General features: G+C 40.7%; 15 protein-coding genes. 1 reads left to right on the top strand and 14 read right to left on the bottom strand.

Annotation, left to right across the window (positions count from 1 at the left end):
• Window positions 1–160: 160 nt before the first annotated feature.
• The 3 genes from K5Q58_RS02545 to K5Q58_RS02535 form a co-directional block, all read right to left on the bottom strand.
• Window positions 161–1,303, bottom strand: coding sequence for an HDOD domain-containing protein (locus K5Q58_RS02545; RefSeq protein WP_220752214.1), 1,143 nt, complete (start codon window positions 1,301–1,303; stop codon window positions 161–163).
• 170 nt (window positions 1,304–1,473) lie between these two features.
• The gene (locus K5Q58_RS02540) at window positions 1,474–3,957 is read right to left on the bottom strand and encodes a prolyl oligopeptidase family serine peptidase (protein WP_220752212.1); all 2,484 of its coding nucleotides are present in this window, start codon (window positions 3,955–3,957) and stop codon (window positions 1,474–1,476) included.
• A gap of 142 nt (window positions 3,958–4,099) precedes the next feature.
• Window positions 4,100–4,672 (bottom strand): aminodeoxychorismate/anthranilate synthase component II, encoded by a 573-nt coding sequence (locus tag K5Q58_RS02535; RefSeq protein WP_220752210.1) that lies wholly within the window; start codon window positions 4,670–4,672, stop codon window positions 4,100–4,102.
• A 271-nt stretch (window positions 4,673–4,943) separates the two neighbouring features.
• Between K5Q58_RS02535 and K5Q58_RS02530 the strand changes: the two genes are divergently transcribed.
• On the top strand, window positions 4,944–6,224 hold the full coding sequence (locus tag K5Q58_RS02530) for a hypothetical protein (RefSeq protein ID WP_220752208.1): 1,281 nt from the start codon (window positions 4,944–4,946) through the stop codon (window positions 6,222–6,224).
• A gap of 206 nt (window positions 6,225–6,430) precedes the next feature.
• Here K5Q58_RS02530 and K5Q58_RS02525 read toward each other — a convergent pair whose 3' ends face one another.
• The 11 genes from K5Q58_RS02525 to mutL form a co-directional block, all read right to left on the bottom strand.
• A complete protein-coding gene (locus K5Q58_RS02525; RefSeq protein ID WP_220752206.1) occupies window positions 6,431–6,904 on the bottom strand; it encodes a ClpXP protease specificity-enhancing factor in 474 nt (157 codons plus the stop codon).
• Window positions 6,904–7,533, bottom strand: a complete 630-nt coding sequence (gene sspA / locus K5Q58_RS02520; RefSeq protein ID WP_220752204.1) for a stringent starvation protein SspA — start codon at window positions 7,531–7,533, stop codon at window positions 6,904–6,906. The genes K5Q58_RS02525 and sspA overlap by 1 nt, the downstream gene beginning before the upstream one ends.
• A 96-nt stretch (window positions 7,534–7,629) precedes the next feature.
• Window positions 7,630–8,328, bottom strand: coding sequence for a cytochrome c1 (locus K5Q58_RS02515; protein ID WP_220752202.1), 699 nt, complete (start codon window positions 8,326–8,328; stop codon window positions 7,630–7,632).
• The gene (locus K5Q58_RS02510) at window positions 8,328–9,542 is read right to left on the bottom strand and encodes a cytochrome bc complex cytochrome b subunit (protein ID WP_220752200.1); all 1,215 of its coding nucleotides are present in this window, start codon (window positions 9,540–9,542) and stop codon (window positions 8,328–8,330) included. The genes K5Q58_RS02515 and K5Q58_RS02510 overlap by 1 nt, the downstream gene beginning before the upstream one ends.
• Complete coding sequence (gene petA / locus K5Q58_RS02505; protein WP_220752198.1) at window positions 9,542–10,132, bottom strand: ubiquinol-cytochrome c reductase iron-sulfur subunit; 591 nt, start codon at window positions 10,130–10,132, stop codon at window positions 9,542–9,544. The genes K5Q58_RS02510 and petA overlap by 1 nt, the downstream gene beginning before the upstream one ends.
• 398 nt (window positions 10,133–10,530) lie before the next feature.
• The gene (hflC, locus tag K5Q58_RS02500) at window positions 10,531–11,421 is read right to left on the bottom strand and encodes a protease modulator HflC (protein ID WP_220752196.1); all 891 of its coding nucleotides are present in this window, start codon (window positions 11,419–11,421) and stop codon (window positions 10,531–10,533) included.
• Window positions 11,422–11,424: 3 nt separating this feature from the next.
• Window positions 11,425–12,582, bottom strand: a complete 1,158-nt coding sequence (hflK, locus tag K5Q58_RS02495) for an FtsH protease activity modulator HflK (protein WP_220752193.1) — start codon at window positions 12,580–12,582, stop codon at window positions 11,425–11,427.
• Window positions 12,583–12,615: 33 nt separating this feature from the next.
• Window positions 12,616–13,935: a ribosome rescue GTPase HflX gene (gene hflX, locus K5Q58_RS02490; protein ID WP_220752191.1), complete on the bottom strand. Its 1,320-nt coding sequence runs from the start codon at window positions 13,933–13,935 to the stop codon at window positions 12,616–12,618.
• 19 nt (window positions 13,936–13,954) lie between these two features.
• Window positions 13,955–14,215: an RNA chaperone Hfq gene (hfq, locus tag K5Q58_RS02485; RefSeq protein ID WP_220752189.1), complete on the bottom strand. Its 261-nt coding sequence runs from the start codon at window positions 14,213–14,215 to the stop codon at window positions 13,955–13,957.
• 88 nt (window positions 14,216–14,303) lie between these two features.
• Entirely contained in the window at window positions 14,304–15,230 is a 927-nt protein-coding gene (gene miaA, locus K5Q58_RS02480; protein WP_220752187.1) for a tRNA (adenosine(37)-N6)-dimethylallyltransferase MiaA, read from the bottom strand.
• Window position 15,231: 1 nt separating this feature from the next.
• Complete coding sequence (gene mutL / locus K5Q58_RS02475; RefSeq protein ID WP_220752185.1) at window positions 15,232–17,166, bottom strand: DNA mismatch repair endonuclease MutL; 1,935 nt, start codon at window positions 17,164–17,166, stop codon at window positions 15,232–15,234.
• Between the last annotated feature and the right edge of the window lie 3 nt (window positions 17,167–17,169).

The raw sequence follows: 17,169 nt of genomic DNA, 5'->3' as shown, positions 1-17,169 counted from the left end.
AATAAAGAGTGAGAAAAATGCGCATACAAAGTGCTTATATTGCTAATTCACAGCATAAATAGTCATAAAAAAAGTTATTTGAGCTCAATATAGTTAGCTATTCAGCAAAAGTGCATAATTACACAAGATAATTAAGCCTGAGATGAACAGCTAACCATAGTTAAACTAGATCTAACTTACGATAGTTTTGAGCTTTCAGCCTAATAAGTTCTTGCTCGGTAAATTCATAGTAATCGAACATCAGACGCTTCTCTTGTGGCTCGATTAGGCGAGACTCTTCAAGTAAAAGCACTTTAACAAAGCAACTGGCTTTAGCCACGATAGCGCTTTCCACTGAAAACTCACTGAAGTGATAGTTGAAATCGAGCTCTTTTAATAGTTTGGTGAGCTTACTGTTTTCAAATTCAAGTAAGTCGAGCATTTGCCAGTTTAATTGCTCACCGTGAGCCATCACTTTTTCAAACACTTCATTGGCAGGAAATTCTGATGCCATCACTGCGTCATAAAGATTTTTATCCCCTTTCGCGCTTGTTTCTCGAAGCCAAGAGCCCCAAGTTTTTTCAAATTCGCGCGCGCTGGCATTCAATATGGTTGCGCTACCAAGCTGTTTCATTAATGAAGCGCTATATACCAGGGCTTCATCTTTTTCATGTAAAACTGCCAATGATTTTGCCGCTATAGCCGTCATCATGCTATATCGCCATAACTTTCTGGTGGTCCACACTAAATTAGCATTTCCAGCAGGTAACCAATTGCGCAAGCAAAAATAAGGGACAAGTGCTTGCAGGTTTTCGATACCAATATAATTGAGTACCAACTTAATATCTGTCACCTTAACTTCTGAACGTTGAGGTCTTCTATGGCTTGATGCCGGACTATTTATTAAATTAACTAAGTCGGTATACAACCAAGAGATATTTTGGACTAAAGGGCGGATACGACGTAAATCAGGGTCTTTGTTCAAAAGTAAATCGAGCAATAGAACCTGTGGCTCTGTTAATCCGGATTGTTCAAGCATTTGTTTAGGGGAACTTAATTGATGCTCTAAACTGTTCATAACTGTTAAAGTTAGCTGCTCTGAAATCCGCTTAAGCACCTGTTGCGCTTTAGCTTGCTCTTCCATCCGCGCTTTAATCGCTTGGCGCTCAACTTCTAACTTATTCGCATCGTCTTCGAGTTGTTTGTCACGATCATCAAACTGTTGGGTTAGTTTTTCCTTCCCAACAATCAGTTGTTTATATAAGCGGTTTTCAACTTCTATGACTTTACCTGGCCTAACTCCACCAGCTACTGATACTGCCACTACGATTTGCCCTAACCCTGTTACATTTATTATTGATAATAAAGGATATCGGCCAATTTATGTAACAATTGATAGTATTAAACTAAAAAGAAATAGATAAAAAAGGCTTCCAATAGGAAGCCTTCATTCAGTTGAGCTTGTGCATGTATTCTATGATGCTAATACTCTAATTATTTAAGCTCTTGTTCAAATAATTTGTAAATACGACGATATTCATCTAGCCAGCTTGATGGTTGTCTAAATCCATGTGGCTCAACTGGGTAAATCGCAGTTTCAAACATCGGTTTTTCAAGTTCAATCAAACGCTGCACAAGACGCACACTGTCTTGGAAGAACACGTTGTCATCCAGTACACCACTCATAATCAGTAAAGGTTTCTCTAACCCTTGAGCATGCTCTATTGGTGAACTACGTTCGTAAGCTATTGGGTCTACATCAGGCGTATTAAGAATGTTTGACGTGTATGGGGCATTGTAGTGCGCCCAATCCGTTACCGGTCTTAACGCTGCACCAGCTTGGAATAATTCAGGTTCATTAAAGAGAGCCATAAAGGTTAAGAAACCACCATAAGAGCCACCGTAAGTCCCAACTTTAGCCGCATCAACATGGGTATTCTTCGCCATCCAATTAACACCATCTTTTAAATCTTCGACTTCTGGGTGTCCCATATTACGGTATACCGCGGTGCGCCAATCACGGCCGTAGCCTTTTGAACCTCGGTAATCCATATCCATTACCACATAACCTTGTTGTGTTAGTAGGTTATGGAACATGAATTCACGGAAGTAACCAGAAAAACCATTATGGGCGTTTTGTAAGTAACCCGCACCGTGGTTGAAGATAACCGCAGGATACTTATCGGCATTAGCAGCGTCATAACCTTGTGGTAAGTATACTCTTGCATAGATGTCTTTAGCACCATGGCTAGAAGGAACTTTTACCACTTGAGGTGCTTGCCACGCATAATTGCTAAATGCTTTGCTGGTATATTGGGTTAATTGCTTAAGCTCACCGCCGATTGCTTGCACATAAAGTTCATTAGGGTTAATAGCTGTTGAAGCGGTTAACAATAACGATTGACCGTCAGGACTTAGTTCGTAATCTAAAGTACCATTCCACTGAGTTAACTGCTCAGTTTTACCTGTCGCAACTTCCACACGATAAACATTATAAGTTCCAGGGTGGTCTTTATTGGCGCGGTAATATAAATGGCTTGCATCAGGTGATAATGTCACTTGATCAACGACATATTCGCCATTAGTTAACGCCATCGTTTTGCCGTTAGATTTAAGGTATAGCTGAGAAAAGCCTGACTCTTCAGATAAGTAATAGAATTTATCAGTGCCAGTCACCCAACCAAATTGGTTGAAAGTGTAATTAATCCAAGCATCATCATGTAAACGATGCTCTGTGGTCAGTTTGCCATTTTCAAGATCAACACTAGCGATCCAGCGATCTTTATTATCAACCGCTTCCATCATCACTAATAATTTATTTTCAGTGTCGTGCCAGCGAATTGCGCTTTGGTTCCAACCCCAGTCTTGCATTAATTGCAGTAAGCGTGGCTCTGGCTTGCTTTTATAGCTGTTACCTTGTGCTGTTGCATTCTCAGCTTTTACCGAAGCTAAAACATCTTCATCAAAGCCTGTTAGACCTTCAATGGTAATATCTTTTTTCACATGTTCAGCCAAATCAAGCAAAACTAACCTTTCACCCGGATAGCTATCTTCAGCAACTCTGGCTCTAGCTGGCACAGCGTCGACATAGCCATCTTTACCGAGATAGTTAGGCATAATGTCATGCTCTGCTCGCCAGCTATAATTCTTATCTGACAACGCTACAACTAAGTAACGGCCATCAGCAGATAGACTCATTTCATTGACTTTTTCACTGTCACCTAAATACCAAGTTTTCGCGGCAAAGGTAGGGTCTTGGGCTGCAAGTTCTTCTGCATATTCTGCACGTGTTTTACTCTTATCATGTTGCAGCGCAACATAAGCAATTAAACGATGCTGTTGCTTAGCAATGTAAGATTCAGGATCTTTGACACCTTTTGGTGCTTTTGCCATTTGTATATCAGCAAGTTGCTCGGTCATGCCCGACTTTAAGTGTAATTTAAAAACACTGTTGCCTTGCATGTAGGCGATATCACCTGAAGTTAAGAACTTTACTTCGTCAATCGGGGTGTTTTGGCGGGTAAACTGTTTAACTTCACCTGAATCAAGCTGTTTTACAAAAATATTGCCTTTGTATAAGTAGGCCTTTTGGGTCTTATCAGTATTGAATACACCATGCTTTTGATCTGCTAAGTGCAACTGATTGAGTTTAATGATGCTGGCTTGGGTTTGATTAATCTCTTGATGGTAAACATCTGCTATCGGGGATTGATGCTCTTGGCGACTAAAGTAGATCGACTGACTATCGTCTGACCAATAGGCGTTCTTGGCTAGTAACCCCATCCAATCAGGATTTGCCATAATTTGATTAAGAGTCAGTGGTTGCTCAGCTTGCGGTGGCATAGCTAACGGAACCATTATGCTAGCTGATTGATTAGTTACCGTTGAAGTATCACTGTTGCTTGCTGTAGCGCTGCAACCTGAAATAATTGCGAGAGAAAGCGCGCTCAGTGCGGCATTTCGCAGTAGCCTGGTCATATTAAATCCCTTGTCATCAAAGATGAATGATATTTTCTCGCCTAAACGTTAAATAGTTTGGCAAGTGCTTTTATTATTGGCCTTTTATATCACAAAAAATGACAATGTTTGTGGGGATTTATCGCTTAAGTTGTAACAGAAGTTAGCTGTGAGTAAGAAAATTATTGAGAAGCTCGTGACCTTGTTCAGTCAAAATCGCTTCTGGGTGAAATTGTACCCCATAAATCGGCAAGGTTTTGTGGCTCATAGCCATAATTTCACGACCATGAATAGGGTCGTCGTACCATGCATCTAGCTGGAAGTTATCAGGCAATGACTCAACTAATAATGAATGGTAACGGGTAACTGTAAGTGGTTGGTTCAATTCTTTAAACAACCCCTCTTCCCTATGGGTTATCGCACTAGTTTTGCCATGCATGACACGTTTAGCTTTTATCACTTTTGCGCCAAACACCTGAGCAATTGCTTGATGCCCTAAACAAACACCTAATAGAGGCAGCTTTCCAGCAAAATGGGCAATGGCATCGAGTGAGATCCCTGACTCATTTGGTGAACAAGGACCTGGAGAGATAATGAGGTGAGTTGGATTTAGCGCTTCTATTTCGCTGATTGTAATCTGATCATTTCTTTTAACCATGATCTCATAACCCAAGCGCTGAAAATACTGCACTAAATTAAAGGTAAATGAATCATAGTTATCAATCATTAACAGCATTAAACATCCCAGCTTTAATATGGATTTCTGCAGTAGCAAAATATTTTGAAACCGATAAGTATTTTGAAACCGATGTTCGAAGCAGCGAAAAACTCAAATAGCTCATCAAAATATATCGCTTCAATCTTACAAGTGCTCTAAATCGCGGATAATAACATAGCTTAGTCTGTCACTTAAATAATTAGCGCTTGATATGAATTTTACAGCTGTAACGATTGCTTGCTAGGTTATAATCACTACCTCATTACTTCTTTACCACCTAGGTTTGATCATGCACAGCCACATACAAAAAATCGACAATACCAGCTTATATTTTATCGGAGACGTCTATGGTCGATTAGACAAGTTGCATGATTTGCTTACTGAAATAGATTTTGATGTTGATGATCCTGAATCAAGTATCCAATTTGTAAAATTGGTTTTTTGCGGCAACTTAATTGCATCCACTGAAGGTAAAAATATTGAGCACATTGCACTTCTGACTTTAGTGAAAGACATGGTTGATAAAGGCCATGCATATTGTTTGCTTGGCAGCAATGAGTTTGAAGTGATTGGTTGGAGTAAGCATCACCCGATCACTGACGCACCTTATTTACCAGTGAATTTAACCGTTGAAGTAAACAACACAAAACCGAAATTTCTATCTCAGTTCGCCCAAGGTGATGAAACACTATTCCAGTGGGTTGATTGGTTTATGGCGCTGCCACTTTATTTAGATTTCGAACACATTCGAGCAATTCACGCTTGTTGGGATAATAAAGTCATCAATGAGTTGAATCCATATTTAAACTTAACAAATCAAAAAACTGAAGATAGTCCTAACGGTATAAGTAGTAGTTTAACTGCCGTGATGACCAATGCTTTGGCACAACAGTTTTGGCCTGCAGCATTTGATACTAAGCATCCATTATCAACATTGATGAACTCGTGTTTAAACTACCCCCAATTTGAGATTAATGACTCACATCCGCACCAGCAATTAACGACGCCCGTCGTTATCGGTCATTATCCACAAGATAGTTTTCCTGATATTCACAACGAGCACTTAGTTTGCGTTAATTACAACGCTGGGGTTGATGATTATCCTTTAGTCAGTTTTGCTTGGCATCAGGGGCGTAAAAAGTCGATTGAGGTGAACGCCTCTGAGAATGCCAAATTAAGCTTAGGTGAGTTTTGTTTCATCGAACAGCCCACCGCAGAAGAGCATATTGCAGAAGGCGTAGAAAGTTTATTGGCGCGACTTATAACGGTGTTACCTCAACCAACAATCGCACAATCCGCACTGGATCAATTTCAGTCTCAAGTAGCAGAGTGCCTTTGTAATGATTGGGATCCATTAGAACTTAACCAACAAATGCATAGTCGTCACCCCTATGGCGAATTTATAGAGCTCATATCATTACTGGCATTATCTCAAGACTCTGAGCAACTTAGCGCTTACCTCGCAATTGTTGCCCGTTATCAGCTCGAAACTGAAAACGACAATTTGGAGAATCGCAGTTTAAAAGTCGCGTTTAAGCTGACCAGATTAGCGAAAGCTTATCAGGAGTGATTAGAAATAGTCTGATAATTTTTATGTAAACTAAATCCTGATTATTTAGCATTTTTACTGCTCAAAACTTTCAGTAATCGCCAAAAATGAAAAAACCAGTCATTTTTCAATGACTGGTTTTCTTATGAATCGAACATCCACATTACACAGTTTCTTAGCGAAAGTTTCTTAGCGATAGATAATTAACGACTATTGCTTAACGACTTTTACTTAACGACTGTTAAATGTGCACGTCCTTTTGGTTTTTCAGAATTGCTCGTAGGCTTTTCTTCTGTCACTTCAGTTTTTTCTGTTGTTTCAACTGCAGAGAAAGAGCGTGGCGCTGGAGATAAGTCTTCAGACTCTTCTTCAGGCATATAAGCATCTTCCATATCAAACACAGTTCCAGCACCGTTTTCGCGCGCATAAATCGCAACGATTGCAGCCATAGGTAAAACAACTTGCTGAGGTACACCACCAAATCGAGCGTTAAACTCGACAAATTCATTGGTCATTTGTAAATTGCCTACAGCACCGCCAGCAATATTAAGTACGATTTGACCGTCCTTAACAAACTCTTGAGGTACTTGAGTGCCTTTTACAAATGCATCCACAACAACATGTGGGGTAAAGTGATTATCCATCAACCACTCGTAGTAAGCCCGCAACAAATATGGACGGTTAGGTGTAATCGCTTTCATTACATACCCATGCGCATTTCGCGCTCAACCTCAGTTAACGATGCTTTAAATGATTCACGCTCAAAAATGCGTGTCATGTAAGCATGGATATCTTTAGATGTACGAACATCTAAGTTGATTCCTAACTCAGGTAAACGCCATAATAACGGACCTAAGTAGCAATCAGCTAAGCCGAATTCTTCACTCATGAAGTATGGCATTTCAGCAAATACTGGCGCTAAAGCAACTAAGCTTTCAGTCAACTCTTTACGAGCAGCGTCAGCTTTTTCACCTTTACGGATACGGTCAACTAGTACATACCAGTCAGTATCAATACGGTGCATCATTAGACGGCTTTGGCCACGAGCAACCGGATATACTGGCATCAATGGAGGATGAGGAAAACGCTCATCTAAATATTCCATAATGATACGAGATTCATACAGCACTAATTCACGATCAACTAGAGTCGGTACTGAGTTATATGGATTTACATCCAATAGCTCTTGAGGTCTCTCACTAGGTTCTACCTGCAATACATCAACAGTTACACCTTTTTCAGCCAAGACGATACGTACTTGGTGGCTATATAAATCATCGGCACCAGAAAAAAGTGTCATGATAGAGCGTTTGTTGGCAGCTACAGCCATTGTTACCCTCCAGAAAAACGGAAAAAACAAAACAAACGAGGGGCAAAGCCCCTCGTTTAAAGTATGCGAATAATGTATTTTACCCGTTATTCGTGTCTAGTGCACATCTTTCCAGTATTCTTTCTTCAACAAATAAGCAACGATGAAGAAAATAAACAAGAATCCGAGTACCCACCAACCTAAAGCTTCACGCTCTAACTTCACTGGATCTGCAGAATATGCAAGGAAACCAGTGATATCGCGAACAGCTTGGTCATACTCTTCAGCGTTCATAGAACCGCCAGTTGTCACAAACGTACCATCTTCTTGTTTAACAGGAATACCCTGTAAATCTTCAAGAACATGCGGCATACCCACTAATGGGAATACTGTATTATTGACACCAAATGGACGGCTTTCATCTTTATAAAAGCCTTTAAGGTATGAATACACCCAATCTTGTCCACGAACACGTGCTACTAGCGTTAAGTCAGGAGCTGCTGCGCCAAACCACTTTGCAGCATCTGCAGGTGGAATCGCATTTTCCATCAACTCACCAATCTTAGCGTCAGTGAAAATGTACTTTTGACGCATATCGTCTACTGAGATATCTAAATCTTCAGCAACACGACCATATCGTTGGTACTGAGTACTGTGACAGCCAGAGCAATATTGTTGGAATAAATTCAAACCACGCTCTAAAGACTCTTTATCATGAAAGTCTACATTGGCACTTTCTAAATGAACATTGCTGCCACCTGCTGCAATAGCAAGTGATGGTAACAATGTAACTAATGCAATTAATAACTTTTTCATTAGTGTGTCACCCTCGTAGGAACCGTTTTTGTCTTTTCATTTTTACTGTAAACCCACAGCGCAACAAAGAAGCCAAAATAAGTAAGTGTAAAGATACGAGCCGCAATAGTTAATGTTGGTGTTGCTGGAACAGCACCTAAGTAACCAAGGATTAAGAAAGACACAGTGAATTGTGCAATATTAATCTTGTGGATCAAGCCACGGTAACGGATAGATTTCACTTTACAACGATCTAGCCAAGGTAGTACGAACAATACAGCAATCGCAAGACCCATACCCACAACACCTAATAACTTGTCAGGAATCGCACGTAAGATTGCGTAGAATGGTGTGAAGTACCAAACTGGAGCAATATGTTCAGGAGTCTTCATTGGGTTAGCCGCTTCAAAGTTCGGCTTCTCAAGGAAGTAACCGCCACCTTCAGGCATAAAGAACAACACATAACAGAACACGATTAAGAAACCGGCCACGCCCATGATGTCTTTCACTGTGTAATAAGGGTGGAAAGGAATAGCATCTACTGGCCATCCGTTTTCATCTTTATTCTTCTTAACTTCAACACCGTCTGGGTTATTTGAACCCACTTCGTGTAATGCAATTAAGTGAAGGAAAACAAGTACAACAAGTACAAGTGGCAAAGCAATAACATGCAATGCAAAGAAGCGGTTTAGTGTAGCACCAGAAACAACATAGTCACCACGGATCCACAATGTAAGGTCATCACCAATAAACGGTATTGCCCCGAACAAAGAGATAATTACCTGTGCGCCCCAGTAAGACATTTGTCCCCAAGGTAGCAAGTAACCCATAAAGGCTTCTGCCATTAGTACTAGGAAAATCAACATACCGAACAACCAAAGTAATTCTCTTGGCTTTTGGTAAGAACCGTAGATAAGACCACGGAACATATGAAGATAGACCACCACAAAGAATGCGGAAGCACCTGTGGAATGCATATAGCGGAGTAACCAACCGTATTCAACATCACGCATGATGTATTCAACTGAAGCGAATGCACCTTCAGCTGTTGGCACGTAATTCATGGTTAGCCAAATACCAGTCAGTAATTGGTTAACTAAAACAAGTAGTGCTAATGAACCAAAGAAATACCAGAAGTTGAAGTTCTTTGGAGTTGGATATTGACCAACGTGGCGGTTATACGTCGCCGTCATTGGGATGCGAGCATCAATCCAATCAACAATATTCTTAACCATTATGCAGCTCCTGTGTCTACACCGATGAGTACCGTGCCGTCATCTACATATTGATGTGGCGGTACAACAAGGTTTAATGGTGCAGGTACACCCTGGAATACACGACCAGCCATATCAAATTTAGAACCATGACATGGACAGAAAAAACCAGCAGTCACACCTTCTACTTGCTCACCAAATGAATCTGGTAAGTAAGTTGGTGAACAACCTAGGTGAGTACAAATACCTACAGCAATGAAGAATTCAGGCTTGATTGAACGCGCAGGGTTAGCTGCATAATCAGGCTGTTGTAACTCTTCAGAGGCAGGATCGCGTAATTGACCATCTAACGAAGACAGTTCGCTCAGAATTGCATCTGTACGACGTACAACCCATACAGGTTTGCCACGCCATTCAACACGAATTAATTGACCTGGCTCTACTTTACTAATATTAACTTCAACCGGTGCACCTGCAGCTTTCGCTTTAGCGCTCGGATTCCATGACTTGATAAAAGGCACCGCTACAGCGACGGCACCAGCTCCACCTACTACGGCGGTTGCGGCTGTCAGGAATCTGCGGCGTCCGGTATCGACTGGCGCATTGCTCATCCACTTATCTCCCAGAGGGTGTTGGAATTCTTATATTTTAATAACTTAGCAACATTAGAATCACTAATCGCTAAATCTATACTTTGAGGCGGGGCTCATTATAGCGAAAAATTAGAACCAGATCATAGTAAAACACACAACTAAGTTGCGGGATTTGTATGTTTTTTTTATAGCGCACAAAAAACAACCAAGCCATTTCACCTATTTACAACAATATGCCTAGAAGTGAAATTTATAAGCTATTGTAAATAAATAATATTTAATGAAATACTCTTAATCTAAATTAGTCATGACTGAATAATTAGTCCAAAGGAGAGAAATTCAATTTATTTGAATAAAAAAGCCCAGGCATAAAAAAACCCGGTATAAACCGGGTTTTTATTCAAGCAAATTAGAATTTACTTACCATCAATTGACTTCATGTACTTGAAGAAATCACTATCAGGTTCTAAAACCATCACATCACTGTTGCCAGCAAAACTTTCTTTGTAAGCTTCTAAGCTACGCAAAAAACCATAGAATTCAGGATCTTTATTGTATGCATCTGCATAAATCTTAGCAGATAATGCATCACCTTCACCTCGAACTGTTAAGGCTTTACGTTCAGCTTCAGCAACTTTAACCGTTACATCAGCATCGATCGTTGCACGAATGATTTCAGATTGCTCTTTACCTTGTGCACGATGCTCTTTCGCAACAGCTTGACGCTCTGCTCGCATACGTTGGAAAATACTGCTACTCACGTTTGCTGGTAAGTTGATTTGTTTAACACGAACGTCAACCACTTCAATACCAAGGTCTTGTGAACTTTCAGCTGCATTTTCTAGTGCATCATTTTGCAGTTCATCACGTTTACCAGAAACAATTTCTTTAATGGTGCGACGACCGAACTCTGTACGTAAATCATTGTTGATTTTACGTTGTAGTAAGTCTTCTGCAGTCACGATGTTACCGCCACCTGTTGAAAGGTAGAAAGTTTCAAAGTCATTAATACGCCATTTAACGTAAGAATCAACCATCAAATCTTTCTTTTCAGAAGTCACGAAACGGTCAGCTGCGCCATCTAGAGTTTGAATACGTGCATCAAGATATTTAACCTTATCGATAGCAGGTATTTTAAAATGGATTCCCGGTGCAAGCACACGAGTAACAGCTTCGCCGTTAACATCATCTTTTAAAATCTCACCAAAACGAGAAACAATGGCACGTTCACCTTCATTTACTACCATCAAAGATGAAAAACCAACCCCTAACAGGATGACTACAATAATTAGTCCAAATCTACCCATGAGTTAGTCCCTCCCTTGGCGAGAACGAGACTCGCGTGTTTGGCGGCCATCAAGCGGCATTGACGAATCAAACAAGTTATTTGAAGGTGTATTGATATGCGTTTCCACAACAGGCTCAACCACTTTACGTTTAGTTTGATTATCCATCATTTTATCTAAAGGCAAATACATTAAGTTACCACTGTTTTTGGTATCTATAAGTACCTTGTTGGTGTCAGCCATGACTTCTTGCATTGCATCTAAATAAAGACGCTTACGAGTCACTTCTGGTGCCATTTCATATTCAGGTAATAACTGCTCAAATCGTGCAACTTTACCTTGGGCTTCTAATACTTCACGCTGTTTATAAGCACTAGCATCTTGGGCCATACGTTCAACTTGACCACGAGCTTTAGGTTCAATTTCACGTGCGTAAGCTTCAGCTTCACGAATAAAACGTTGTTCATCTTCTTGTGCAGAAATTGCATCATCAAAAGCATCTTTCACTTCTTCAGGTGGACGAGCAGGCAAGAAGTTGACGTCTTGAATTGATAAACCCAATTTGTATGGTTCAAGAATACGTTCGAGTTCAGACCAAGTATCACGACGAATTGCATCACGACCAGTTGTCAGGATGTCATCCATAGTGTTATGTCCAATCACATAACGTAAAGCACTATCAGTTGCTTCTCTTAAACTTGCATTGGCATCAACAGCGCTGAACAAATACAAATAGGCATCGTCTACACGATATTGAACATCTAGCTCAACTTTAACCAAGTTTTCGTCAGATGTTAGCATGCTGCCAGAAGATGGAATTGATCGAACCGCTTTAATATTTACAGGGAAAACCTCATCGACAAATGTCGCTTTCCAATGCAAACCAGGTCCAACTTCGCCTGAGTGCTGACCGAAACGTAATGTCACCCCACGCTCAGCTTCTTTAATGGTATAAAAACCTGAAGCGCCCCACACCAACAAGCCAATAACTAACACAACAATAATGCTGGTTGAGTTAAATGAAGGACTTGACGATCCACCAGAACCACCTTTACCACCGCCAAAGCGCTTTGAAAGATTACGAAATACTTCGTCTAGATCTGGTGGGCCTTTATCGTTACCGTTTTTGTTTCCCCAAGGGTCTTTATCTTTTCCCTTGTTACCGGGCTCATTCCAAGCCATTTAGCACTCCATAAGTGGATGAAATAAATGTTATTAGCAAGTAACGTCTACTTCTGAGTCTTCAATTGAATCCTCACAAATAAACGTCTCTAATTCGCCTTGACTCTGTTTTGTTAATCGACGCCAATTGGCTTCCGATAAACGAACAGACAAAATACAGTTCCCCAGATCGTCATACTCTTTCTGCTGTATCGCGTCCAGTCCATAAAACTGACCAAGATAATGCCCAGCCGTCGCTGGTATTTTCAATGTTTGCTCCACAATGACTTCACCGATTAACTCGTTGATAGCCTGTAATAGCAATTCAAATCCAATTTGTTTTTGTGCAGATACCCAAACTCGTTCAGGCATCCCCTCATCGTCGTAATCGATGCGAGGTACAAAGTCTTCCAGTAAGTCGATTTTATTACAAACAACTAGTTGTGGAATAGTATCTGCGTCAATTTCTTCAAGTACATTTTGAACTTGCTCGAAATTTTCCGTCATATTTTCATCAGCACAATCGATAGCATGCAATAACAAGTCAGCTTGACGAGTTTCTTGCAGTGTAGCTTTGAAGGCTGCGACTAAATCATGAGGTAGATGACGAATAAACCCAACAGTATCCGCTAAAATAACGGCCCCATCAGGTAAATTTAGCTTGCGCAGTGTTGGATCCAGTGTGGCGAACAACTGATCCGCTGCATACACTTCAGAAGCGGTTAACGCATTAAACAACGTTGACTTACCTGCATTGGTATAACCCACCAATGACACAGTGGACAAGTCACTGCGTTTACGCGAACGACGACTCTGTTCACGTTGCTTGTCTACTTTATCAAGTCGACGATTAATACTTTTAATTCGTCCACGCAGTAAACGTCTATCGGTTTCGAGCTGGGTTTCCCCAGGCCCTCGCATACCAATACCACCTTTTTGTCTCTCCAAGTGAGTCCAACCACGAATAAGGCGAGTCGACATGTGGCGCAATTGCGCTAGCTCCACTTGCAACTTACCTTCGTGTGTTCTCGCTCGTTGAGCAAAAATATCTAAAATCAGTGCTGTCCGGTCTAAAACTCGGCATTCACAAATTTGTTCTAAGTTTCTTTCTTGAGCAGGACTTAACGCGTGATTAAAAATCACGACATTTGCTTCAGTAGCAGCCACCATAGCGGCTAACTCTTCTACTTTACCTGTCCCTACAAAAAACTTTCGATCAGGTGAACGTCGACTTCCGGTAATAACACCAACAGAGCGAGCACCTGCTGATTCGACTAATAATTGTAACTCTGTAATGTCTTCTCTTCGGTCGTCATCAGAAAAGTCAATGTGTACAAGAACTGCGGTTTCACCCGCTTCATAGCGATCAAACAAGTAACAAACTCCTTAAAGATTATTCAGATGCTGGTGCTTCATCATGCGTTGTATGAGTAGTTTGAGCAGTCACATTAAATGGACGAGCTGGAACTACAGTCGAAATAGCATGCTTGTAAACCATTTGGCTTACTGTATTTTTCAACAAAATAACGAATTGGTCGAATGACTCAACTTGTCCTTGCAACTTAATACCGTTCACTAAATAGATTGAAACTGGTACACGTTCACGACGCAGCGCGTTCAAAAATGGGTCTTGTAAAGATTGCCCCTTAGCCATTTCGATTTCCTTTTTTTATTTTCAAAACAAATTTTTTGAATAATGTTTTATTGTTTAGTTTGAGTATTATACAGCAACGGCGAATAATCTAGCTCGAATGTCGTATAAGTGTAACTAAATTTCCTTCGGCTCCACTTTCAAGCCAATTTAAATCAGGCCAACTTCTCAACCATGTTAATTGACGTTTTGCCAATTGCCTAGTAGCAGCAGTCGCTTTTTCTACCAAAGTATCACAGTCAAACTCTTCATCTAAGTATTGCCAGCACTGTCTGTAACCAACACAGCGCATTGAAGGCATATCTAAATGCAAATCACCTCGGTCTTTTAATCGCTGAACTTCTTCGATAAAACCTTGTTCCATCATCAGTTTAAATCTTTTTGCGATTAATTCATGTAATACTTTTCTATCAAGTGGCGCAATGGCAAATTGCACCACATCATAAGGCAATGCTTCTGACTTTGTTGCAGTCAATTCAGTCATTGTCTTACCTGTTATTTTAAATACTTCTAAAGCACGCGATAATCGCTGAGGATCATTAGGGTGAATTCGCTCACCTGCAACAGGGTCAATTTCACACAGTTGCTGATGTAATGCATCCCAGCCTAGCATTTCTGCTTGTTTATTTATCTCAGCTCTGACGTTTTCGTCAGCTGCAGGAAGTGGCGATAAGCCTTCAAGCAATGCTTTAAAATACATCATGGTTCCGCCCACCAATAATGGTGTTTTACCACGAGCAATAATTTGTTCTATTTCATTAAGTGCATCGCGTCTAAAATCTGCTGCCGAGTAACTTTCACTCGGATCTAATATATCAATTAAGCGATGCGGAGCTAATGCTAACTCATCAGCATTAGGTTTAGCTGAACCAATGTCCATTTGACGATAAATCAGCGCAGAATCAACTGAAATAATTTCACAGTTGTGTTTTTGTGCCATTTCAATAGCTAAAGATGTTTTACCAGAAGCTGTAGGCCCCATTAAAAACAATACTTTAGGTTGTTTAAGTTGGTTCACATTAATTCTCTTCTAACCATGTTTTCCACGGTAACGACTTCGCTTGAGACTCTAGACTCGACTTCTGTTCGTTATCTAATTGACAGTATTTAAACCAAATATCAGATGCTGCAGCAAACGATTGCGTTTGATGTTTAGCTATCCACAGTGATAATGCTTCATCTGAAGGGGTTTCTAATTTAATCCAGTTTAATAATTCTGGAATTAATACCGCTAACTGGCTATCTCTCAGATATGGGGGCACATTCTTAATTATCAACTGTTGGTAGCGAATAGATAAGGTTAAACCCAGTCTGCGCAGCAATATATCTCGTTCCTCCAGCAATGCTTTCCAATCTACATCTGCTTGAATTGAAACCGGCATTAGCAAAGGTTGCCCTACCAAACCGGTTTTAATTTTAGCCAAAATTTCATTTTTGGTAACAATAACTGACACTTGTGAAATATCTAATAGTTGTAATTGACTATCTTTTACTAGCACCCAGTATTGGCCATCTAACAAAGGCGGCATGGTATTCAATGCTACTACATTTACTTCATTAACTTGTGTTAATGAAGTATTTTCACTATGAGTTTGCAACAGTTGGCCATAATTGGCGATTGCTGCCGGTGTTACTTCTGCAGAATCCACCGCTCTACTATTACCGCCTTGTGAACTGCCATACTGATGACCTTGGGCAGGTACAGACATATTGCCGAATCGATTACGGCTCACTTCCCTTGGCTGATATTCTCTGCTGCTATCTGTATGGCTAGCAGTAATTTGAGATAGGTACGAATTAGCTTGAGCCCCCTCTCCAGCGTATAAATCACCTGAGTGACCTTGATTATTTGGCTGACTTGCAACTTGCGGCTGGTTTTGTCGATGAGACGAAGAATCCTGAAGAGGCTGATGGTAGCTATCTTCATGTCCATGTTGCCCATTGGGATCTAATACTAACTCAGAAATTTGCTCTAAAACCGATTGCAGTGCCTGCAAAATAAAGTCATGGACCAACCGACTTTGATGAAACCGAACTTCATGCTTAGCAGGATGAACATTTACATCCACTTGATGAGGGTCGATCTCAAGCATCAACACATAACCGGGTTGATGTTGAATATTAAAGCGCCCAAAAGCTTGCTTAACGGCGTGATTAACTAAGCGGTCACGCACTAAGCGACCATTAACATAAAAATAGCAGCTATCCGTAACATGAGTATCACTAGGTGATTGTAAATAGCCTGATAAGGTTAGCCCATCATGCTCACATGCTAAATGTAATGCTTGCTCAGCAAAGCCACGGCCACAAATTTGACCTAGGCGTTGTTTATATTGAATTTCAGTATTAGCAGGGCGATATTGGCGAACTAATTTGCCATTATGGGTTAGAGTAAAATGCACATCTGTTCTAGCGATAGCAATGCGCTTAAGCCATTCGTCTATATGAGTAAATTCAGTTTTATCACTCTTTAGAAAGCGTCGTCTTGCTGGAGTATTAAAGAACAAATCCACCACATCGATGGTTGAGCCTTTTGGGTGAGCTGCAGGCGTAATTTTTACATCCATTTGTGAGCCAGCAGCGTTAGCCTGCCACGCTTCTGATTGCTCAGCAGGTTTAGAGGTTAAGCTAAGTCTTGCCACAGAACTAATACTTGCAAGGGCTTCACCACGAAAACCAAAGCTTAAAATAGCCTCTAAGTCATCTAGTGAATGAACTTTGGATGTTGCATGGCGCGATAACGCTAAGGCTAGCTCTTCTTTTGCAATGCCTTTACCATTATCACGGATGCGAATGAGCTTACTGCCGCCTTTGTCGATCTCTATATCAACCCGCGTTGCGCCAGCATCCAAGCTGTTTTCAACCAACTCTTTAACAACTGAGGCTGGTCTTTCAACAACTTCACCAGCCGCGATTTGGTTAGCAAGTTGTGGCGGTAAAATTTGAATCGCCATAAA

This window comes from Shewanella sp. KT0246 (genome assembly GCF_019654955.1).
GTDB lineage: Bacteria > Pseudomonadota > Gammaproteobacteria > Enterobacterales > Shewanellaceae > Shewanella > Shewanella goraebulensis.
Note: the sequence above shows the minus strand (reverse complement) of the source record. Positions and strands in the feature narration are given on the sequence as shown.

Excerpts from the sequence above, each read along its gene's own strand:
- K5Q58_RS02540 (WP_220752212.1), bottom strand. The coding sequence starts at position 3,957 with ATGACCAGGCTACTGCGAAATGCCGCACTGAGCGCGCTTTCTCTCGCA.
- K5Q58_RS02535 (WP_220752210.1), bottom strand. The coding sequence starts at position 4,672 with ATGCTGTTAATGATTGATAACTATGATTCATTTACCTTTAATTTAGTG.
- K5Q58_RS02530 (WP_220752208.1), top strand. The coding sequence starts at position 4,944 with ATGCACAGCCACATACAAAAAATCGACAATACCAGCTTATATTTTATC.
- K5Q58_RS02525 (WP_220752206.1), bottom strand. The coding sequence starts at position 6,904 with ATGAAAGCGATTACACCTAACCGTCCATATTTGTTGCGGGCTTACTAC.
- sspA (WP_220752204.1), bottom strand. The coding sequence starts at position 7,533 with ATGGCTGTAGCTGCCAACAAACGCTCTATCATGACACTTTTTTCTGGT.
- K5Q58_RS02515 (WP_220752202.1), bottom strand. The coding sequence starts at position 8,328 with ATGAAAAAGTTATTAATTGCATTAGTTACATTGTTACCATCACTTGCT.
- K5Q58_RS02510 (WP_220752200.1), bottom strand. The coding sequence starts at position 9,542 with ATGGTTAAGAATATTGTTGATTGGATTGATGCTCGCATCCCAATGACG.
- petA (WP_220752198.1), bottom strand. The coding sequence starts at position 10,132 with ATGAGCAATGCGCCAGTCGATACCGGACGCCGCAGATTCCTGACAGCC.
- hflC (WP_220752196.1), bottom strand. The coding sequence starts at position 11,421 with ATGGGTAGATTTGGACTAATTATTGTAGTCATCCTGTTAGGGGTTGGT.
- hflK (WP_220752193.1), bottom strand. The coding sequence starts at position 12,582 with ATGGCTTGGAATGAGCCCGGTAACAAGGGAAAAGATAAAGACCCTTGG.
- hfq (WP_220752189.1), bottom strand. The coding sequence starts at position 14,215 with ATGGCTAAGGGGCAATCTTTACAAGACCCATTTTTGAACGCGCTGCGT.
- mutL (WP_220752185.1), bottom strand. The coding sequence starts at position 17,166 with ATGGCGATTCAAATTTTACCGCCACAACTTGCTAACCAAATCGCGGCT.